The sequence below is a fragment of the Aestuariivirga sp. genome (assembly GCF_020252395.1).
GTDB lineage: Bacteria > Pseudomonadota > Alphaproteobacteria > Rhizobiales > Aestuariivirgaceae > Aestuariivirga.
Genome location: NZ_JADCDB010000034.1, coordinates 1 through 18,077 on the forward strand (window position 1 = coordinate 1; position 18,077 = coordinate 18,077).

An 18,077-nucleotide genomic window follows, 5' to 3' on the forward strand; every position below is an offset into this window, starting at 1 on the left:
CACCTCAGAGCCAAAGCAGCACGCACCATCGATGATCTCTGGAAGGCCATCGGAAACATCTGCTCGCTCTTCACTCCAAACGAATGCGCCAACTACTTCGCCGCTGCAGGATATGGATTCAATTGACCGCCCGATGCTCTAGTCCGGGGGCGCAGGCTGCGACCAGATCATGCCCGGCGAGCCATTTGGCGGCGGCCCGCCAGACCTCCGCAGGCGCGTCCACATTGCCCTTGGCCTGCATCTGATGGATGCGGGGAATGGGGTTCCAGTGCAACCGCTCCACCGCGAGTACGGCCTTGCGGGCATCGCCCTGCCTGACGCTCCAGAAGGCCACCGTTCCGTCCGCGACATCATCCAGATAGTCGCGTATGCAGTTCTCCATCGCATCTGCCTCGGCAATGACCTCCTCCCGCGTGACGATGGGCTGGAACACGTATCCGTCCACCTCGCGACACTCCCGCGGCAGAATCAGCGGCGCGGCGGAGAGGCCGGCGAGCCGCGCATTGACGGCGCTGAGCCAGACGCGCGCCGCGTCGCGCGCGCTGTCGATGGCAATGGCGGGCGTCCAGGGCGTGGCGATCAGCCCGCTCGCGGGAAGGTCCGGCCGCAGCGAATGCCAGGCCCAGAGCGAAAGCCTGGCCCAGTCCCCCCGCCCCCTCGCCTTGGGCTTGGCCAGCTGCGCTGCAGCCCAGACGGCGAAATCCTCGCCACCCCAATAGGCCGCAAAGGCGACAACAGCCAGCCACCGCCTCATGGCGCTCTTGCGCTTGGGCAGCGCGTTGCAGATGCGGCGGCGGAAGACCTCGCCGTCGGGCAGTTTCGGGATGGGGCCCACGAACATCTCCGGCGGCAGCTTGCGCAGCCAGAGGGGCAGGCCCGCCAGCTGTGCGACATTCTTCAGGCTGTCGCCGCGGATCACGGCGTCGATCACCGCGCTCGCCGGAAAGCCCGCCCGCCTGACGCTGAGCGCGAACAGGAGTGCGGGAAAGGAGAAGGCGAGATCGGCGATGCGCGGATGGCGGCTGGCCATCCAGGCGAGTGGCGCGCGATGGCGCTTATCGAAGCGCCGCAGTTGTTTTTCCAGCTGCCGTTGCGCGGCATGGCCGGCCATTGCCGGCAGCCGCAGGGGCGCCAGCGCGGTATGAGCTTGCATGACAAGAGGTCCCGATGCGCCGGAGAAACTCCGGGCGGTGATGGATGAGCGGTGGAATGAGCCCGATGGAGCCGGGCAGCTCAGCGCAGCTAGCTGGACCGGCCCACCGGGAAGCGGCGTTCAAACGTCATGGCGCTTCTCCGTGTGGAAGTTGTCGGAGGCGGTGGATAATCCGAACGCGGATGAACCGCAACCCATCCGGACACTTTCTCCACCCCTGTTGCGCGCGCGACACAGGGTGCATCACAGCGTTCGCCCCATGCGCGGAAACAGGATCGATGCCTCTCCCAGCGATGCACCGTCCTCAAGCAGGTCGAGCTGCGGTTGCCAAACTTCGGATGGGCCTGCCCGGCGCGGCAGCGGGGCCAGCGCCCGCTGCGCGGTGGCGGGCATGATGGGCCAGAGCGCTTCGAAGACAAGGCGCAGGCCGTCGAGCGCCACGTGAGTGACGGTCTCGCCGCGGCTGCGGGTCAAGCGGGACTTCGCGAGCGACCAGGGCGCTTCTGATGTGACATAGCGGTTGAGCTGCTCGACGGCGTCCAGCACGGCCCGCGTGCTGGCTGGAATATCCTCCGGCGACAGCGATGCTGCGAAGCGCTGGGCGGCCGCCAACACGCATGACCGCACCGCCTCATCGACCGGGGACAACGCTCCTTTCGGCGGAACGCGGCCCGCAAAGGCCGCGTGCGTGAAGGAAAGGAGGCGCGCATGCAGGTTGCCGAGCTTGTTGGCGAGCTCCGCCACATAGCACTGGCGGATCAACGCCACCGAGATCGCACTGTCCGCATCGGCGCGCATGTGGCGGGCGAAGACATAGCGTAGCGCGTCCGCACCGAGTTCATCAATCACCGCGTTGGGATCGACGACGTTGCCGAGCGACTTCGACATCTTGAGGCCGCCCTCGCCCACCCAATGGCTGTGGACAAGCAAGCGCTTGGGCAGCGGCTCGCCCAAGGCCAGCAGCATGGCGGGCCAATACACGCCGTGGGTCTTCAGGATATCCTTGCCGATGATGTGCTCCGCCCCGGCCCACCAGGCCCTATACCCGGGCGCGGGCCAGCCGAGATTAGTGAGATAGTTGATCAGCGCATCGAACCAGACATAGACCACATAGTCCGGATCGAAGGGAAAGCGCACACCCAGCGGCACGCGCGCCGCGGGGCGCGAGATGCAAAGGTCCTCCAGCGGTTCCGCCAGCAGCCGCAAAAGTTCCATGCGGAAGGTCAGTGGGCGGATGAAATCTGGCCTGGCCGCGATATGCGCGCGGATCGCCTGACGGAAGGGCTCGATCGCGAGGAAATAGTTCTCCTCGCGGATCAGCCCCGCCACAAGGTTCGGGTGCTCGCGGCAATGGCCCGCCTGGTCGAGGTCGGAGGTCTTCTTGAACTGCTCGCAGCCCGCGCAATAGTGCCCCTCATAGGTCTTGCGGTGAAGCAGGCCGCGCTCGTGGAGCCTGCCCACGATGTGCTGCACCTGGGGCACGTGGACGGCGCTGCTGGTGCGGGCGAAGACATCGTAGCCGACGTTGAGCCTGTCGAAGAGCGCGCGGAACTCGGCACTGCGCAGGTCGAGATAGCGCTGCGGATCGAGCCCCATGGCGCTCGCAGCTTGGGCATTCTTCTGGCCATGCTCGTCGCAGCCGGTCGAGAGCAGCGTGGCAACGCCAAGCCGCGCATTCTGGCGCTTGAGGATGTCGGCGACGACAGTGGTGAAGGCATGGCCAAGGTGCGGCGGGCCGTTCACGTAATAGATGGGCGTGGTGAGATAGGACTGCATGTCCGCTCCTGACCTGACAAGCTGACGGGAAGGGCTTGTGCTGCGCAAACGGGCGAAGCCCGGCGCAGCGGCAGGTGAGTCACATTCGGTCGTTGAGTGCAAAACACAGGGGCCGCGGGCGCCGCGGCTTGGTTGTTTCGGAGCGCAGATAATTGGTCTGCGTGAGATGGTGAGCGAAAATCCGGAAAGGCGACTCCTGAAAGTGATGATCATTCAACCAGAAGGTTACATCCTTGTCAATTTGAACGGAGCCTATGGTGACCGCCGGCGTTCGACCACATCGATGGAGGCCTTCACCGCCGCCGCGATGTCCATCCCGGAGGTATCCAGCACCACCGCGTCCTTCGCCGCCACCAGCGGGGCCGTGGCGCGTTTCGAGTCGCGTTCGTCGCGGGCGCGGATGTCGGCCAGCACCGCCTCGTAATCCTCAGCGCCCAGTTCCAACTGGCGGCGCTTCGCACGCACCTCCGCACTCGCCGTGATGAAGAGCTTGGCGTGGGCATCCGGGCAGACCACGGTGCCGATGTCGCGGCCGTCCAGCACCGCGCCCGGCTTCTGGCGGGCGAAGGCGCGCTGCAACTCGAGTAGCGCGGCGCGGACCTCCGGGATCACCGCGACGATGGAGGCGGCGGCGGCAACCTGCTCGTTGCGCAGGTCCGAATCCGCAAAAGCGGTGGGATCAAGCGATTTCGCGGCGGCGATGGCGGCCTCCGCCGCGATCGGCTCCCCGCCCGCCCGCAGGGCCGCCAGCCCCACCATGCGGTAGAGCGATCCCGTGTCGAGGAAGTGGAAGCCGAAGTGCTGCGCCAGCGCGCGGGCGATGGTGCCCTTGCCGGCGGCGGCGGGGCCGTCGACGGCGATGATCATGCCGAGATCTTCGCGCCCATGCCGTTCATGAGGCCGGCGAAGTCCGGGAAGGACGTGGCGATGAAGCGGCTGTCGTCGACCCTGGTGGCTTCCGCCGAGGCCAGTCCCATGACCAGGAAGGACATGGCGATGCGGTGGTCCATATGCGTCACCACCGTGCCGCCGCCTTTGGCGCCGCCGCCATCGACCTCCAGCCAGTCATGCCCCGACCGCGTGGTGACGCCATTGGCGTGAAGGCCTGCTTCCACCGCTGCGAGGCGGTCCGATTCCTTGACGCGCAGTTCCTCCAGCCCCTCCATGCGGGTGACGCCCTGCGCGAAGGAGGCGGCAACCGAGAGCACAGGATATTCATCGATCATCGAGGGCGCGCGCGACGCGGGCACCGTGATGCCCTTCAGCTGCGAGTGCTTCACGTGGAGGTCGCCCACCTCCTCGCCGCCCGCCAGCCTGCGGTTCTCGATCGCGATGTTGCCGCCCATCTCGATCAGCGTGTCGATGAGCCCCGTACGGGTGGGGTTCAGCATGATGTTCTCGATGACGATGCTGGAACCCGGCGTGATGAGGGCCGCGACCATCGGGAAGGCGGCGGAGGACGGATCGCCCGGCACGTCCAAAGCCTGCGCCTTCAATTCGTGCTGGCCTTCGACGGAGATGTGATTGCCGTCCGCCTTCTTCTCGACCGAAATCTTCGCGCCGAAGCCCTTGAGCATGCGTTCCGTGTGGTCACGCGTGGGGGTGGGCTCGATCACCGTGGTCCGGCCCGGCGTGTTGAGGCCCGCCAGCAGCACGGCGGATTTCACCTGGGCGGAGGCGACGGGCAGCGTGTAGGTGACAGGCACGGGGTTCTTCGCGCCATGCAGCGTGAGCGGCAGGCGGTTTCCCTCCGCCGTCTCAAACCTCGCGCCAAACTGGGAGAGCGGAACGGTGACGCGGCCCATGGGGCGCTTCGAGAGCGAGGCGTCGCCCACGCAGGTGGCGGTGAGCGGGGTCGTGGCCATCAGCCCCATGGCGAGCCTGACGCCGGTGCCGGAATTGCCGAAATCGAGCGGCTGGGAAGGCGACTTGAGACCCGCCACGCCCACACCCTGGACGCGCCACACGCCGTCAGCCCCGCGCGTCGCATCCGCCCCCAGCGCCGTCATGGCCCGGGCGGTGTTGATCACGTCCTCCGCTTCCAGCAGCCCCCGGATGGTGGTCTCGCCAATGGCGATGGCCCCAAACATGAGCGCCCGGTGGGACATCGACTTGTCGCCCGGCACGCGGATACGGCCCTGGAGCGCGCTGGCGCGGCTGGACGTGAGGGGAAGGGGGTCGGCGGGGGTGTGGCTGGTCATTGTCGCTCCATGTGCCGGTTCCGATACACGATCGCTTCGCCCGCTTCCAGCCCTTGGGCATCCGGGGTTTTGACATTGCCTGCCAGAAGTGTCATGGAGCGCCGCAATCAACCTGTTTTGCCGCCGAAAGGAACAACCGTGGTCAAGGCTGAACTCGGAACCAAGCGGACGTGCCCGTCCTGTGCCGCCCGCTTCTATGACCTGATGAAGAACCCGATCGTCTGCCCGAAGTGCAACGCTAATTTTGTGGCCGCCCAGGTTCTGCCGTCCAAGGGCGAAATGCCCGCGCCGGCGCCGAAGCCACGCGTTCTCGAGGTGGCGGACGACGTGGAAGTGGCGGACGTCGAACTCATCAGCCTCGAAGACGCGGAAGCGCCCGACACCGGCGACGACGACGAGACTGCGGGCATCGAAGACGTGGATCTCGGCGAAGAGGGTGCTGCGGAAACCGAGGACGACACCTTCCTGGTCGAGGAAGAAGAGGACGGCGACAACATGTCGGGCCTGCTCGACACCGGCGGCAAGGAAGACGAGGAAGGAGCCTGAAAATAGTTCTTGCGTGTCAGCGGCGGCGGAACTAGTTTCCGGCCCGCTTTGCCACCCCCATGTGGCGAAAGCGATGGTTTCATGGGGTCATAGCTCAGTTGGGAGAGCGCTTGAATGGCATTCAAGAGGTCGGCGGTTCGATTCCGCCTGGCTCCACCATCGCTGGCGGTCCGTCGGCCGTTCCTCTGCCGGTCCCCGCGTGGCGTCATGGCTTTCCGAAGCCGCTTCTTGGTTTCAGTTTCGCAATTCGATCATGTTTCTCTGATGTCCTGAGAGTCGACGCGGGCAACCAGGCGAGGCCAGACTGACCATCATCGACCGCTATGTACTGCGCCAGAGCCTTATTCCGATCGTGGGGACGATCGTGATCGGCCTGCTTGTGCTGTCGGCGGCGAGGTTCCTCATCGTCTTCGACCTGGTGCTGGGCAATGACCAGGGGCTGCTGATCGTGGCGCGGTTGCTCGGCGCCTTCGTGCCGCATTACCTGGCCTTCACGCTGCCGCTGTCGCTCTACTGGGGCAGCTACGTGACAGTGCGCCAGCTGACGGTGAGTTCGGAGGCGAACATCCTGCAGGCCACGGGCTCATCCATCGGCCGCACCTTCCGGACGCTGCTGGTGCTGGGCGCCGTTTTCGCCTGCATCAACGTTGCCGTGGTGGGCTGGCTGCAGCCGCTGGGGCGCTATGCCTATCGTGCCCTGTCCTACAAGCTTGAGAAGGCCGACTTCTACCTGCGCGTCCGCGACAGCACCTTCATGAACCTAGGGCCGCGCACCGTCTTCGTCGAAAAGATCAACCCCGACCGCCAAAGCTTCGAGAAGATCCTGATCTACGAGCGGCTCGACAAGGGCGGCAGCATGACGATCGCGGCGCCGCGCGGCAGCATCGCCAAGCTGGGCGAGCGGCTGAGCCTGCGCCTGAACGGCGGACAGCGCATACTCATCGAGAATCCCGCCGAACCGGACAATGTGCAGATGATGAACTTCGACGTGCTCGACGTGCCCGTCGGCGGCGTGATGGAACCGTTCCGCCGCCGCGGCGGCGACGAGCAGGAATTGCTGCTGCCGGAACTGCTGCGGCAGGACAAGCCGCTCGCCGACGCCAGCGTGGCGGACATCTCCTCCAGCACCCACAAGCGGCTGGTGATCGCGCTGTCCTGCCTGTTCCTGCCCATGCTGGGGATCGTGCTGGGGGTGCAGAGCGCGCGCAAGAAGAACCTCTATCAGTCGATCGTTGCCCTGCTCATCGTCATCGTCTATCACCAGCTGGTCGAGTTCATGGGCGACTTTGGCAAGGGCCTGGCCGCCGGGCCGGCGGCCCTGCTGTGGTTCACCTACGCGATCTTCTTCACCATCTCCGCCGTACTTTTCTACAAGACGACCACCGGCATCGGCACGCTGCCGGACCGCTTCTGGTCCACCGTGAGCCGGTGGGGACTGGACGCAAACCTGCCGGTCTGGCGGCGCGGCAAGCCGCAGACGCCGTGACCGCGATGGCGCATGGCCTTTTCGCAAAAGTGGGTTCCGCTTTCGCGGGTCATGCTCCGGTGTAACGGGACCTCAAGTGCATTTGCAATTGAGGGCGGAAAGTTGCGCCAGCTTATCAATCCAGAGCACCTTTCGCATCGCAAGCGAGTCCACTTGCCCGAACGGTGCTCTAAAGATTCCTTTCGAGCTCCCGGACGAAGACCACGAGAGTTGCGCCCGTCCCGGTCGTGGAGAAATGCTGCGTGCCGGTTTTCAGCAGCACGAAATCGCCGGCCCGATAGACATAGCCGTCATTGTCGGTCACCTCGCCCTCGATGACGAAGAACTGCTCATGGCAGGTGTGCTCATGCGGCTGGCTGGAGGAGCCGGGCGCCATGCGGTAAAGCGTGAAGCCCGCTCCCTCCGGGAAGGTGTCGTCGAACTGCACGAAGGACTGACCGGGGATCGCGCGGCCATCGGCGTCGACATAGTTCCTGTAGGGCGCAGTCTTATAGTTAGCGACGATGCGCTCGGTGGCGGCGATCTTCTTCATGGTGGAGCGTCTCCCTGTTCAACGGAGTTTAAAACGAGAAAGCTCTTGCTGAAAGACGCATGCGGGGCCCCGCAGGACCCCGCACGGTCGGAGAGTCGAGACCGGAGTTCAGCCAGGCAGCACGAAGAACCAGTTGGCCCAAAGCGCAACGGCAGCTCCTGCCGCAAGCGTCAGATATGGCAACACGCCCGCCTTGCGTTCGCCAAGCCCACTGCCGACGATGCCGAGATCATCGAGCGCCTCCTTGGGGAACTTGCCACCATCCTGAACATAGTGCCGGAAGACGAAGACCGGGATGATCAGTGCGGCAAAGACAAGTCCTGCCCAGAGGGGGTTGGGTGCATCAGCCTTTGCGCCAACCAGCTGCCAGACCTTTGCGCCTGCTCCCAGCAGCATGATGTTTACAAAGGCCAGGATGGTATTCAGTCCGATCAGCCACGTTGGGGCCTTCCAAGGCCGTTCAACGTGCCCCGAATCAACCCGGTGAATCCAGCCGGAATTGAGATTCAGGAAGTTAAAAATAATGTACCCCACGTTTGAGACCGCCAGGACGAAGAAGTATCCGCCCACATCCGAGGCGATTGCCAAGAGCAGGAGGTTGAAGCAGAGGTCCGTCCACATGGCGCCAGTGGGGGCGCCGTGGGCGTTCACACGGCCCAAGTACTTTGGCAGCCAACCGTCCTTTGAACCTTGGTAAAGGGTTCGCGAAGATCCGGCCATGGCCGTCATGATTGCCAGAAACAATGCCATGATCATCAGAATTACGAAGATTTGGGTGATCACTTTGCCACCGCCGACCATGTTTCCGAGAGCTTCGCCAACCCCGGAACCGTCGACGATCGGAGTTGCGAGCATCCCCTCGAGACCAAGCACCCCCTGGAACGTGAAGGGCACAAGGAAGAAGAAGAGGATGCAAAGCAGGCCGGAGAAGAATATTGCCTTGAATGCGTCTGTCGCTGGGTTCTTGAGCTCGCGCGTATAACAAACGGCTGTTTCGAAGCCGTATGTGGACCACGCTGCAATGAATAGACCGGCGAAGAACAGGGTCCAGCCAGGATTGTTCCATGTACCGTCTGTTGTTACGTAGACGTTAGATGGGGGCACCAGCGGTGAGAAGTTCGCGAAATTGATCGATCCCTCAAGAATGGGAATAATGCCCACCAGTAGCAGGGGTACGAGTACGATGATGGCAAGCCATTTTTGAGCATTCGCCGTCCCCAGTATACCACGATGCTGGATCGCAAAGATCGCTAGCATCAGAATGGCGCCTATCACAAACGTGGCATTGATGTTGAACGACGCCACCCCCGGAATGGAAAAGTTAAAGAGACTCCATGTGCGCACAGCGGGCGTGGCAGCCGCCGTAAGGGCAGCAATTGCGTCAGTGGCTAGTTTTCCGGCATGAGCGGGATCCGCCATCCATGCAATGACTTCCGGTGAAGTATCGGTGAATACAGGAACCGGGAACAACGAGTTCAACACGTAACTGGCGGCGATGGCGCAGCCCAGCGACAGCACCGGGCTCCAGGCGAACCAATTGCACCACACAGACAGGGGTGCGATGAACTTCGAATAGCGCAGCCAGGCCATTGCTCCGTACACGGAGGCGCCGCCCGACTTGTTGCCGAACATGCCGGCGATCTCGGCATAGGTGAAGGACTGCAGGAAGCCCATGATCATCGAGATGATCCACACCAGGAAGGCGAGCTTGCCGGTTACACCGGCGATGCCGCCGATGGAGAAAAGCACGAGAGGCGGCACGCCGGCCGCCACCCAGAAGGCGCCCTTCCAGTCGAGCGCCCGGACGAGTTCGCCCGATTTTGATTGTTCCGACATAATGGTCCGATCCTCCGTTGGTTCCCAATTCCCATCCCCCGGAGGCGCGCCCGCCTCTCCCGGGCGGGTCGAATATCCAACGGGCGGGAAATGAGGCAGCGGAGCCTGCCGCCGTTCCCCCTCAATCCCTCAGGAAATAATTTTGAATGCCGTTATATCGACGGTCAAGCGAAACTCACTTATAGTTTCAAAAGACATTGGGAGCATAACCCTAGGGAAGGGCGATCGATGCTGGATTTATTGCGACGCAACACGGCCCCGCCCGCGAGCCGCATTCTGCGGCCGGGGGTGCGCACACTCCCGGAAAGAGTGGAACGATATCCCGTTCCGGGGGCGGGTTCGGTGGTGGTCGAGATCAAGGCGGGGGATGTGCTGCGCCTCACTGACATCGAAGGCGGACAGGGCTGCGAAGTGCTGTTCTGCGGGGCGGATGGCAGCTTCGACGTTGCAGCACTCGGCGCGAAGCCCGATGGCACGGGCGAGGGATTGAAGGCCATCCTGTCACGCCAGGCTGGGGGTGCGGCCCGCACGCTGGGCGCGCTGCGCCGCCGCGGCATCGATCTTGCCAAGGCGCGCTCCGCGGGCCTGTTCAGCCAGGAGAGCCGGGCCGGAAACCATGCCGAACTGACGGTGGCGCGTGACGGGCTGGTGATTGTTGCCGTGCCCGGCGCCGACATGAACCCGGATGAACAGGACACCGCCACCCCCATCGAGTTGCAAATAACCCGCGCGGCGCCGCCCACGGGCAAGCAGTTCGACATCCTGCCTGAGCCGCTGGCCGATCCCATCCACGACATCCGCATCAGGGCAGCCACCGCGCAAGCCTACCTGGTCCGCGCCGGCGAATGGATCCAGGTGATCGACGTGTCGGGCCGTCAGTGCACGGATTTTCAGGCGCTGGCCGCGCGCAAGGTGGACAAGGGCCTCGACTATGCGCTGGACTCCACCGTGACGCGCACGCTGCTGGGCCGCAGCTACCCGGCACCGGGCCTTCCGTCGAAGGCCTTCGACCGCGAGTTCGAGCCCCTGGTCGAGATCGTGCAGGACACGGTGGGCCGCCACGATGCCTTCGCCACTGCCTGCAACAGCCGCTACTACGACGACATGGGCTATCCCGGCCACGTGAACTGCACCGAGAACTTCAACAAGGCGCTGGCGCCTTACGGTGTCGCCCCGCGCAAGGGCTGGGAAGCGATCAACTATTTCTACAACACCAACATCGATCACCAGAACCAGCTCTATCTCGACGAGCCATGGTCCAGGCCCGGCGACTATGTGCTGATGCGGGCACTGACCGACATCGTCTGCGTCTCGTCCTCCTGCCCCGATGATATCGACGCGGCAAATGCCTGGGACCCGACCGACATCCACATCCGCACTTATGCCGCAAAAGAAACCTTCCAGAGAGCAGTGGCCTATCGCATGACACCGGACGCCGACGCCCAACTGACCAAGCAGACCGCCTTCCACGCGAGATTCTCCGCGCTCACCCGGAACTTCACGGAATATCGCGGCTACTGGCTGCCCACGCGATTCAACAATGACGGCCCGATCGAGGAATACTGGGCGGCGCGCGAGAAATGCGTGGTGATGGACTTGTCGCCCTTGCGCAAGTTCGAGGTGACGGGCCCCGATGCCGAGGCGCTGATGCAATATTGCGTGACGCGCGACATCCGCAAGCTCGCCACCGGGCATGTGGTCTACACCGCCATGTGCTACGAAAACGGCGGCATGATCGACGACGGCACGGTGTTCCGGCTGGGCCCCAACAACTTCCGCTGGATCGGCGGCGACGACTATTCCGGTATCTGGCTGCGCGAGCAGGCGGAGAAGATGGGCTACAAGGTGTGGGTGCGCTCCTCCACCGACCAGCTGCACAACATTGCGGTGCAGGGTCCCAACAGCCGCGACCTGCTGAAGGAGATCATCTGGACGCCGCCTGCGCAGCCGTCGATGGCTGAGCTCGAGTGGTTCCGCTTCACGCCTGCCCGCATCGGCCACTTCGAAGGTGCGCCCATCGTCGTCTCGCGCACCGGCTACACCGGCGAGCTCGGCTATGAGATCTTCTGCCACCCGAAGGATGCCAATGCCGTCTTCGACGCGGTGTGGAACGCCGGCCAGAAATATGGGCTGAAGCCGATGGGCCTCGAGGCCCTCGACATGGTGAGGATCGAGGCGGGCCTGATCTTCGCGCATTACGAGTTCGACTCCGAGACCGACCCCTTCGAGGCGGGCATCGGCTTTGCTGTGCCGCTCAAGACCAAGGCGGATGACTTCATCGGCAGGCAAGCCTTGATCAAGCGCAAGGAGCATCCGCGCCGCAAGCTGGTGGGCATCGAGATCGACTCGAACGAGGCCGTGGGCCACGGCGACTGCGTGCACATCGGCCGTGCCCAGGTGGGCGTGGTGACGAGTTCCATGCGCTCGCCCATCCTCGGCAAGAACATCGCGCTCGCAAGGGTCGATGCGCTGAACGCGGACCTCGGCACCGAGGTGGAAATCGGCAAGCTCGACGGGCGCCAGAAGCGGCTGCCGGCGAAGATCGTGAAGTTCGCGGCCTATGGCCCGGACAAGACCAGGCCGAGATCCTAAGGGATGATCCGCTTGGTTAAATCGCCGCACGGCGATGCTGCGCCTTTCCGCAGCAGTCTCTGCGTGCTTCACGGCGCGCAGTCCGGGCGCAATTCCTTCGCAACACTTTTCCCGCATGAGACGACTTGCGCTTCTCTGATTCCTGTGTACAGTTCGGAAAAAATAATTCCATACAGGAAACACAGAGGAGGAGACTGATGCCGCTTTCCTGGAGATTCTCGGTCCTTGGCGACCGTCACCGTGCGCTGGGCTCGAAGCTCGAAGACTGGAGCGGCATGGGCACCGCCTGGACCTATGACAAAGACATTTACGAGGAGCACATCGCGGTCCGCACCAAGGCCGGCCTCATGGATGTCTCGGGCCTGAAGAAGGTCCACCTTGTCGGCCCGCATGCGATCGCGGTGCTCGACTACATCACCACCCGCGATCTCACCAAGGTCTATCCCGGCAAGTCCGTCTATGCCTGCATGCTCAACGAGCGCGGCATGTTCACGGACGACTGCATCGTCTATCGCACGGGGCCCAACAGCTGGATGCTGGTCCACGGCTCCGGCTCGGCGCATGAGGAAGTGGTGAAGCAGGCCATGGGCCGCAACGTGGCCGTCCTCTTCGACGACGATCTCCACGACCTCTCGCTGCAGGGCCCGGTCGCCGTCGATTTCCTCGCCCAGCACGTGCCGGGCATCCGCGACCTCAAGTATTTCCACCACATGCAGACGACGCTGTTCGGCGCGCCCGTGATGATCTCGCGCACCGGCTACACCGGCGAGCGCGGCTACGAGATCTTCTGCCGCGGCCAAGATGCTCCGATGATCTGGGACACGATCCTCGACAAGGGCAAGCCGATGGGCATCATCCCCGTGTGCTTCAGTGTGCTCGACATGCTGCGCGTCGAGAGCTACCTGCTGTTCTATCCTTACGACAATTCGCAGATATACCCCTTCCCCGATCAGATCCCGGGCGACTCGCTGTGGGAGCTCGGCCTCGACTTCACCGTCAGCCCCGGCAAGACCGGCTTCCGCGGCGCCGAAGAGCACTACAAGCTCAAGGGCAAGGAGCGCTTCAAGATCTTCGGCGTGCTGGTCGAACATGACGGTCCGGTGGACCTGGGCGACGAGGTCTGGGCCGACGGCCGCAAGGTCGGCGTCGTCACCTGCCCCAGCTATTCGAAACTCACCAAGAAGAGCATGGGCATTGCCCGCCTCGAAGTTCCCTATGCCAAGCAAGGCACGCCGCTTGAAATCCGCGGCAAGAACGTGAAGGCCAAGGCCGTCGCCCACACCATCACCTTCGATGACCCGGAAAAGAAAAAGCGGACCGCAGTCGGTTAAGGAGCAACGGGGCGGATGCTCGTAGCAGGTATCAAGAGCCGCCCGGTGTACGGCGGGCTGAACGTCGACACCCACGCCAAGCGGCACCTCTTCGCCCTCGAGGGCGAAGGGGCGCTCGCCCTGATGGACCAGGTCAAGGCGGTGGGGCCGGACTTCCTTGAGCACAGCGACATCCTCTATGTCGCTGCTGCCTCGGCGGCGCATGAACATGACAAGGCGCTGGCGAAGCTGGGCGCCGATACGCTGTGGGTGGCGCCCACCATTCCGGTGCTGCTCAACCGGCTCAACGTCATGCTCGGCCAGGCCCACATGGGCACCCACATCTATCTCTCAGGGACAGAGGGCTTCATCGGCCAGGCCCAGCAGGTGGCGATGAACCACGGCGTCGATCCGGCCTCGCTTCACAAGGAGCACCGCGGCTCCACCGCCCGGCGCGTGCAATGCGTGCACTGCAAGGGCATCACCGACAATGTCACCACCAGCCCCTACACCTGCAGTGCCTGCGGGTTGCCGCTTCTGGTGCGTGACCATTACTCGCGCCGCCTCGGCGCCTTTCAGGGCGTCAATATCGATGCGGAGGAACCTGGCACGGCGCCCAAGCCCCAGGAATTGTTCCCGTGACCATCAACACCGAAATGAAGGTCCGCGTGGCCAAGGTCACGCAGGTTGCCGACAAGGTGAAGCGCTTCCGCTTCGAGCGCGTTGACGGCGAGCCGATGCCGGTCTTCTCCGGCGGCGCCCACGTCATCGTCTCGATGCGCGACGGCAAGGCGCTGCGCCGCAATCCGTATTCGCTCATGTCCTCGCCGGAAGACACCAAGGGCTATGAAATCAGCGTGCTGCGCGTCGAAAACTCGCGCGGCGGCTCCGCTTTCCTGCACGAGACGCTGAAGGAGGGCGACGAGCTCGTCCTCAGCCAGCCGGTCAACCTTTTCCCCTTCGACCAGCGGGCCAAGAAGCACATCATGATGGCGGGCGGCATCGGCATCACCCCCTTCCTTGCCATGATGGACCAGATGGAGCGCGAGGGTAAAAACTTCGAACTCCATTACGCGGTCCGGACGCGCACCCACGGCGCCTACTGGAAGGACCTGCAGCAGCGCTATGGCGCGCACCGCGTGAAAGTCTACTGCGACGCGGAGAATCTCTTTATCCCCGTCGAGAAGATCCTCGCCAACCAGCCGCTCGGCACGCATCTCTATGTTTGCGGCCCCGCCGGCATGATCAATGGCGTGCTCGGCAAGGCGCGCGACATGGGCTGGCCGAAGCAGAATCTCCATTCCGAGGAATTCCTCGCCCCGCCGCCCGGCAAAGCCTTCCAGGTGAAGCTGGCGAAGTCCAGCCGCGCCATCGACGTGGCGCCCCATCAGTCGATCCTCGAGGCGCTCGAAGCCAATGGCGTGGATGCGCCCTATCTCTGCCGCGGCGGCGCCTGCGGCCAGTGCGAGACGGGTGTCGTCTCCTGTGACGGCGCGCTCGAGCACAACGACCATTTCCTCGAGCCCGACGACAAGGCCTCGGGCAGGAAGATCATGATCTGCGTCTCGCGCATCAAGGGCAACGAGGTTACCCTCGACCTCTAGGAGTTCAGCCGATGAACATCAAATTCAAGACCGAATCCTTCCGCAACGACTACACTTTCAAGAACTCGGCCGAAGCGATCCGCCGCTTCCCCTTCCCGTTCAACGAAGACAAGTACATGTACTCGGTGAACATGGAACCGCATGTTCCGGCAGGCCCTCCGGGACATGCCTATAACAAGCCCATCGACGTCGACGAGCATTACGTGGCCGAGATGCATGACCGTGCGATGGTGCTGAAGGAGGACCCGCTGCGCTACCAGGCGCTGCCGCACATGATGGCGGCCCAGTGGGACACGCTCGAACTCCTGATGGAAGCCCAGGCGGCGGGATACCCCGAGCACTTCACGCTGGAAAGGAACGGCGGCCAGTGGCGCTGGATCAACCGCCCCATGGGAATCGACCAGACCTTCACCTTCGGCGATGCCTCGACCCTGCCGATGGAGCCGCTCGAATTCATCACCCGCCAGGCCCAGGGCGATTTCGTCATCGTCGACCAGCGTGACGGCCAGCTGTGGTGCGACGCCGGCATGGTGACGACCCAGGCCGACTGGTCGCTCGACTTCGACATCGGCATGAACTTCCATGAATGGCATGGGCCCGTGCCGCTGGCCCACGAGATCGGCGTGTTCGACCGCGCGCTGAAGTTCCTGCTGAACCTCCAGCAGGGCAAGCCGGTGCGCCGCCTCAACTGGACCATGACCATCAACCCGCGCCTCGATACGAGCCCCGAGAATTATCACAAGTGGGGCCCGGACCGCGCCACCGTCACACCGGAGAATGTCGGCAACAAGGTGCACCTGCGCTGCGAATTGCAGTCGCTGTGGCGCTTGCCGCGGTCCAACGCCATCCTCTTCGTCATCCGCTGCTATCTCATCAAGATGGAAGAACTGGTAACCGTGCCCAAATGGGCGCGCCGCTTCCACCGCGTGCTCCGCGACCTGCCGCCGGAGCTGGTGGACTACAAGGGTCTGACCCGCTACCGCCCGGCCACTGTCGGGTGGCTGTCGAGATTCGATGACGGCCAGCCGACCTCGCCCGGAATCTATCCGGAGTGAAGGCAGGCGGAAAGAAAAGCACCAGGGAGCTAACATGACGAAAGTTGCAGTTGTCGGCGCAGGCCCGTCGGGCCTGGCGGCGCTTCGCGCCTTCCAGTCCGCGAAGAAGAAGGGGGCCAAGATCCCCGAGGTCGTCTGCTTCGAGAAGCAGGATGATTGGGGCGGCTTGTGGAAATATACCTGGCGCACCGGGCTCGATGAGTTTGGCGAGCCCGTGCACTGCTCCATGTACCGCTATTTGTGGTCCAACGGCCCCAAGGAATGCCTGGAATTCGCCGACTACACCTTCGAGGAACATTTCGGCAAGCCGATCCCGTCCTATCCGCCGCGCGCCGTGCTGTGGGACTATATTGTTGGCCGCGTGAAGAAGGCGGGCGTCAGGAAGTGGATCCGCTTCAACACGCCCGTGCGCATGGTGGAGTACGACAAGAAGAAGAAGAAGTTCTCCGTCACCTCGCACGACCGCGTGAAGGACGTGATGAAGACGGAGGAGTTCGACTACGTGATCTGCGCGTCGGGCCACTTCTCGACGCCGAACGTGCCCTTCTTCCCCGGACTCGACACGTTCAACGGCCGCGTGCTGCACGCCCATGACTTCCGCGATGCGCTGGAGTTCAAGGGTAAGGACATCCTGATCGTCGGCCGCAGCTATTCGGCCGAAGACATCGGCTCGCAGTGCTGGAAGTATGGCGCGAAGTCGGTGACCACCACCTACCGCTCGAAGCCCATGGGCTTCAACTGGCCGAAGAACTTCGAGGAGCACCCGCTGCTGCAGAAGGTCGAGGGAAAGACGGCCTATTTCAAGGATGGCAGCAAGAAGGATGTGGACGCCATCATACTCTGCACCGGCTACCAGCACCACTTCCCTTATTTACCGGAGGACCTGCGCCTCAAGACCGCGAACCGCCTGTGGCCGGAGAACCTCTACAAGGGAGTGGTCTGGCAAGATAACCCGCGCTTCTTCTACATCGGCATGCAGGACCAGTTCTACACCTTCAACATGTTCGACGCACAAGCCTGGTACGTGCGCGACATCATCCTCGGCCGTATCAAGCTGCCCAAGGCCGATGCCATGAAGAAGGACTGGAAGAAGTGGCTGAGGCGCGAGAAGAAGCTCGAGAATGCCGAGCAGATGATCTGGTTCCAGGGCGACTACGTCAAGGAACTGATCGAGGCGACGGATTATCCGACCTTCGACATCGAGGGCGTCAACAGGACTTTCATGGACTGGGAGCACCACAAGATGGATGACATCATGGGCTTCCGCAACAACGCCTACAAGTCGCTGATGACAGGCACCATGAGCCCCAAGCACCACACCCCGTGGAAGGACGCGCTGGACGATTCGCTCGAGACCTATCTGGCGAACAAGTAAGTCTGCAGCTGGAGTTCGAACACGCATCGTCGCCGGGCCACGCGCCCGGCGATTTTTCCTGGGGAGGCGGTTCGCCACTCCTCCACTCGTGCGTCATCCCGGCTTCGAAAGGGAGATGGTCTCGATGGCGGTGCGCGGTGGGATGCAAGGTGTTCAGCGATGCATTTCACTGCACCTCACCGACCCCAACTGCGCCGGGGCCCGTTCCCCTCCCGCCTTACGGGTGGGTGAAAACGATCGAGCACGTCAATCAAGCGTCCGAGAACAGCTCGTAGCTATCCGTCTCCGCCTTCGCCGCGTGGCCCGTCCCGCGGGAGAGGCGTTGGGCAAGGCTGGCGAGCTTGATGCCGTGGACGGAGGCGAGACCGTCGATCTTGCATTCCGGCGGGGCGAGTCCTGCGGTGTTGGCGGCGAACTGGGCAAGCGCCAGCAGCGTCTGGTTCAGGATGTCGAGGAGTTGCAGGTTCTGGATCGAGCGCGCATCGAGGACGCCGGCATGGCGCTCGATCATGTCGTCCACCGTGGCCTCCATGTCGGCGGCCATCAGCTGCAGAGCGCCGAGCTCATGCGAGAGCTGGGCGAGGATGATGGGCAGCGGCAATTTGCTCATG

Annotated in this window: 15 protein-coding genes, 1 tRNA gene and 1 pseudogene; 10 read left to right on the forward strand and 7 right to left on the reverse strand. The window is 63.5% G+C overall.

The genetic code is table 11. The features are described from left to right. Nucleotides 1-126: pseudogene (locus tag IOC82_RS15185) on the forward strand (IS630 family transposase); the annotation flags it as partial. Here the strand turns inward: IOC82_RS15185 and IOC82_RS15190 are convergent. The 4 genes from IOC82_RS15190 to aroA form a co-directional block, all read right to left on the reverse strand. After that, on the reverse strand, nt 119-1,153 hold the full coding sequence (locus IOC82_RS15190) for a hypothetical protein (protein WP_290547051.1): 1,035 nt from the start codon (nt 1,151-1,153) through the stop codon (nt 119-121). The pseudogene IOC82_RS15185 and the gene IOC82_RS15190 overlap by 8 nt on opposite strands. Before the next feature lie 243 nt (nt 1,154-1,396). Continuing rightward, nucleotides 1,397-2,929: a methionine--tRNA ligase gene (metG, locus tag IOC82_RS15195; protein ID WP_290547052.1), complete on the reverse strand. Its 1,533-nt coding sequence runs from the start codon at nt 2,927-2,929 to the stop codon at nt 1,397-1,399. A 252-nt stretch (nt 2,930-3,181) separates the two neighbouring features. After that, nucleotides 3,182-3,796 carry a (d)CMP kinase gene (gene cmk, locus IOC82_RS15200; protein WP_290547053.1) on the reverse strand — a complete coding sequence of 205 codons (615 nt, stop codon included), beginning with the start codon at nt 3,794-3,796 and terminating at the stop codon, nt 3,182-3,184. Beyond that, the gene (gene aroA / locus IOC82_RS15205) at nt 3,793-5,130 is read right to left on the reverse strand and encodes a 3-phosphoshikimate 1-carboxyvinyltransferase (RefSeq protein ID WP_290547054.1); all 1,338 of its coding nucleotides are present in this window, start codon (nt 5,128-5,130) and stop codon (nt 3,793-3,795) included. Before aroA ends, cmk begins: the two co-directional genes overlap by 4 nt. Before the next feature lie 138 nt (nt 5,131-5,268). On the opposite strand from aroA, the gene IOC82_RS15210 reads away from it, so the two are divergent. From IOC82_RS15210 to IOC82_RS15220, 3 genes are all read left to right on the forward strand, one after another. Beyond that, on the forward strand, nt 5,269-5,676 hold the full coding sequence (locus IOC82_RS15210) for a TIGR02300 family protein (RefSeq protein ID WP_290547055.1): 408 nt from the start codon (nt 5,269-5,271) through the stop codon (nt 5,674-5,676). A gap of 83 nt (nt 5,677-5,759) precedes the next feature. Continuing rightward, nucleotides 5,760-5,835 (forward strand) — tRNA-Ala (locus tag IOC82_RS15215). 169 nt (nt 5,836-6,004) lie between these two features. Next, entirely contained in the window at nt 6,005-7,162 is a 1,158-nt protein-coding gene (locus IOC82_RS15220; RefSeq protein ID WP_290547098.1) for an LptF/LptG family permease, read from the forward strand. Between the two features lie 169 nt (nt 7,163-7,331). On the opposite strand, the gene IOC82_RS15225 is transcribed toward IOC82_RS15220, so the two are convergent. Continuing rightward, a complete protein-coding gene (locus IOC82_RS15225; protein ID WP_290547056.1) occupies nt 7,332-7,694 on the reverse strand; it encodes a cupin domain-containing protein in 363 nt (120 codons plus the stop codon). 108 nt (nt 7,695-7,802) lie between these two features. Continuing rightward, a complete protein-coding gene (locus IOC82_RS15230; RefSeq protein ID WP_290547057.1) occupies nt 7,803-9,530 on the reverse strand; it encodes an APC family permease in 1,728 nt (575 codons plus the stop codon). Between the two features lie 228 nt (nt 9,531-9,758). Here IOC82_RS15230 and IOC82_RS15235 point away from each other — a divergent pair, with 228 nt between their 5' ends. The 6 genes from IOC82_RS15235 to IOC82_RS15260 all read left to right on the forward strand — a co-directional run bounded on the left by IOC82_RS15235 (nt 9,759) and on the right by IOC82_RS15260 (nt 17,466). Beyond that, on the forward strand, nt 9,759-12,122 hold the full coding sequence (locus tag IOC82_RS15235) for a DUF1989 domain-containing protein (RefSeq protein WP_290547058.1): 2,364 nt from the start codon (nt 9,759-9,761) through the stop codon (nt 12,120-12,122). 197 nt (nt 12,123-12,319) lie between these two features. Then, nucleotides 12,320-13,453: an aminomethyltransferase family protein gene (locus IOC82_RS15240; RefSeq protein ID WP_290547059.1), complete on the forward strand. Its 1,134-nt coding sequence runs from the start codon at nt 12,320-12,322 to the stop codon at nt 13,451-13,453. Nucleotides 13,454-13,468: 15 nt separating this feature from the next. After that, nucleotides 13,469-14,074, forward strand: a complete 606-nt coding sequence (locus IOC82_RS15245; RefSeq protein ID WP_290547060.1) for a dimethylamine monooxygenase subunit DmmA family protein — start codon at nt 13,469-13,471, stop codon at nt 14,072-14,074. Then, nucleotides 14,071-15,036, forward strand: a complete 966-nt coding sequence (locus IOC82_RS15250; RefSeq protein WP_290547061.1) for a PDR/VanB family oxidoreductase — start codon at nt 14,071-14,073, stop codon at nt 15,034-15,036. Before IOC82_RS15245 ends, IOC82_RS15250 begins: the two co-directional genes overlap by 4 nt. Nucleotides 15,037-15,047: 11 nt before the next feature. Then, nucleotides 15,048-16,091 (forward strand): DUF3445 domain-containing protein, encoded by a 1,044-nt coding sequence (locus tag IOC82_RS15255; RefSeq protein WP_290547062.1) that lies wholly within the window; start codon nt 15,048-15,050, stop codon nt 16,089-16,091. A 34-nt stretch (nt 16,092-16,125) separates the two neighbouring features. Beyond that, nucleotides 16,126-17,466 carry an NAD(P)/FAD-dependent oxidoreductase gene (locus IOC82_RS15260; protein ID WP_290547063.1) on the forward strand — a complete coding sequence of 447 codons (1,341 nt, stop codon included), beginning with the start codon at nt 16,126-16,128 and terminating at the stop codon, nt 17,464-17,466. A gap of 250 nt (nt 17,467-17,716) precedes the next feature. Here IOC82_RS15260 and IOC82_RS15265 read toward each other — a convergent pair whose 3' ends face one another. Further along, on the reverse strand, nt 17,717-18,076 hold the full coding sequence (locus IOC82_RS15265; protein WP_290547064.1) for a hypothetical protein: 360 nt from the start codon (nt 18,074-18,076) through the stop codon (nt 17,717-17,719). Nucleotide 18,077: the final 1 nt, after the last annotated feature.

Coding starts and splice junctions, on each gene's coding strand:
- IOC82_RS15260 (WP_290547063.1), top strand. CDS start 16,126: ATGACGAAAGTTGCAGTTGTCGGCGCAGGCCCGTCGGGCCTGGCGGCG.
- IOC82_RS15235 (WP_290547058.1), top strand. CDS start 9,759: ATGCTGGATTTATTGCGACGCAACACGGCCCCGCCCGCGAGCCGCATT.
- aroA (WP_290547054.1), bottom strand. CDS start 5,130: ATGACCAGCCACACCCCCGCCGACCCCCTTCCCCTCACGTCCAGCCGC.
- IOC82_RS15255 (WP_290547062.1), top strand. CDS start 15,048: ATGAACATCAAATTCAAGACCGAATCCTTCCGCAACGACTACACTTTC.
- IOC82_RS15240 (WP_290547059.1), top strand. CDS start 12,320: ATGCCGCTTTCCTGGAGATTCTCGGTCCTTGGCGACCGTCACCGTGCG.
- cmk (WP_290547053.1), bottom strand. CDS start 3,796: ATGATCATCGCCGTCGACGGCCCCGCCGCCGCCGGCAAGGGCACCATC.
- metG (WP_290547052.1), bottom strand. CDS start 2,929: ATGCAGTCCTATCTCACCACGCCCATCTATTACGTGAACGGCCCGCCG.
- IOC82_RS15225 (WP_290547056.1), bottom strand. CDS start 7,694: ATGAAGAAGATCGCCGCCACCGAGCGCATCGTCGCTAACTATAAGACT.
- IOC82_RS15190 (WP_290547051.1), bottom strand. CDS start 1,153: ATGCAAGCTCATACCGCGCTGGCGCCCCTGCGGCTGCCGGCAATGGCC.
- IOC82_RS15245 (WP_290547060.1), top strand. CDS start 13,469: ATGCTCGTAGCAGGTATCAAGAGCCGCCCGGTGTACGGCGGGCTGAAC.
- IOC82_RS15230 (WP_290547057.1), bottom strand. CDS start 9,530: ATGTCGGAACAATCAAAATCGGGCGAACTCGTCCGGGCGCTCGACTGG.
- IOC82_RS15265 (WP_290547064.1), bottom strand. CDS start 18,076: ATGAGCAAATTGCCGCTGCCCATCATCCTCGCCCAGCTCTCGCATGAG.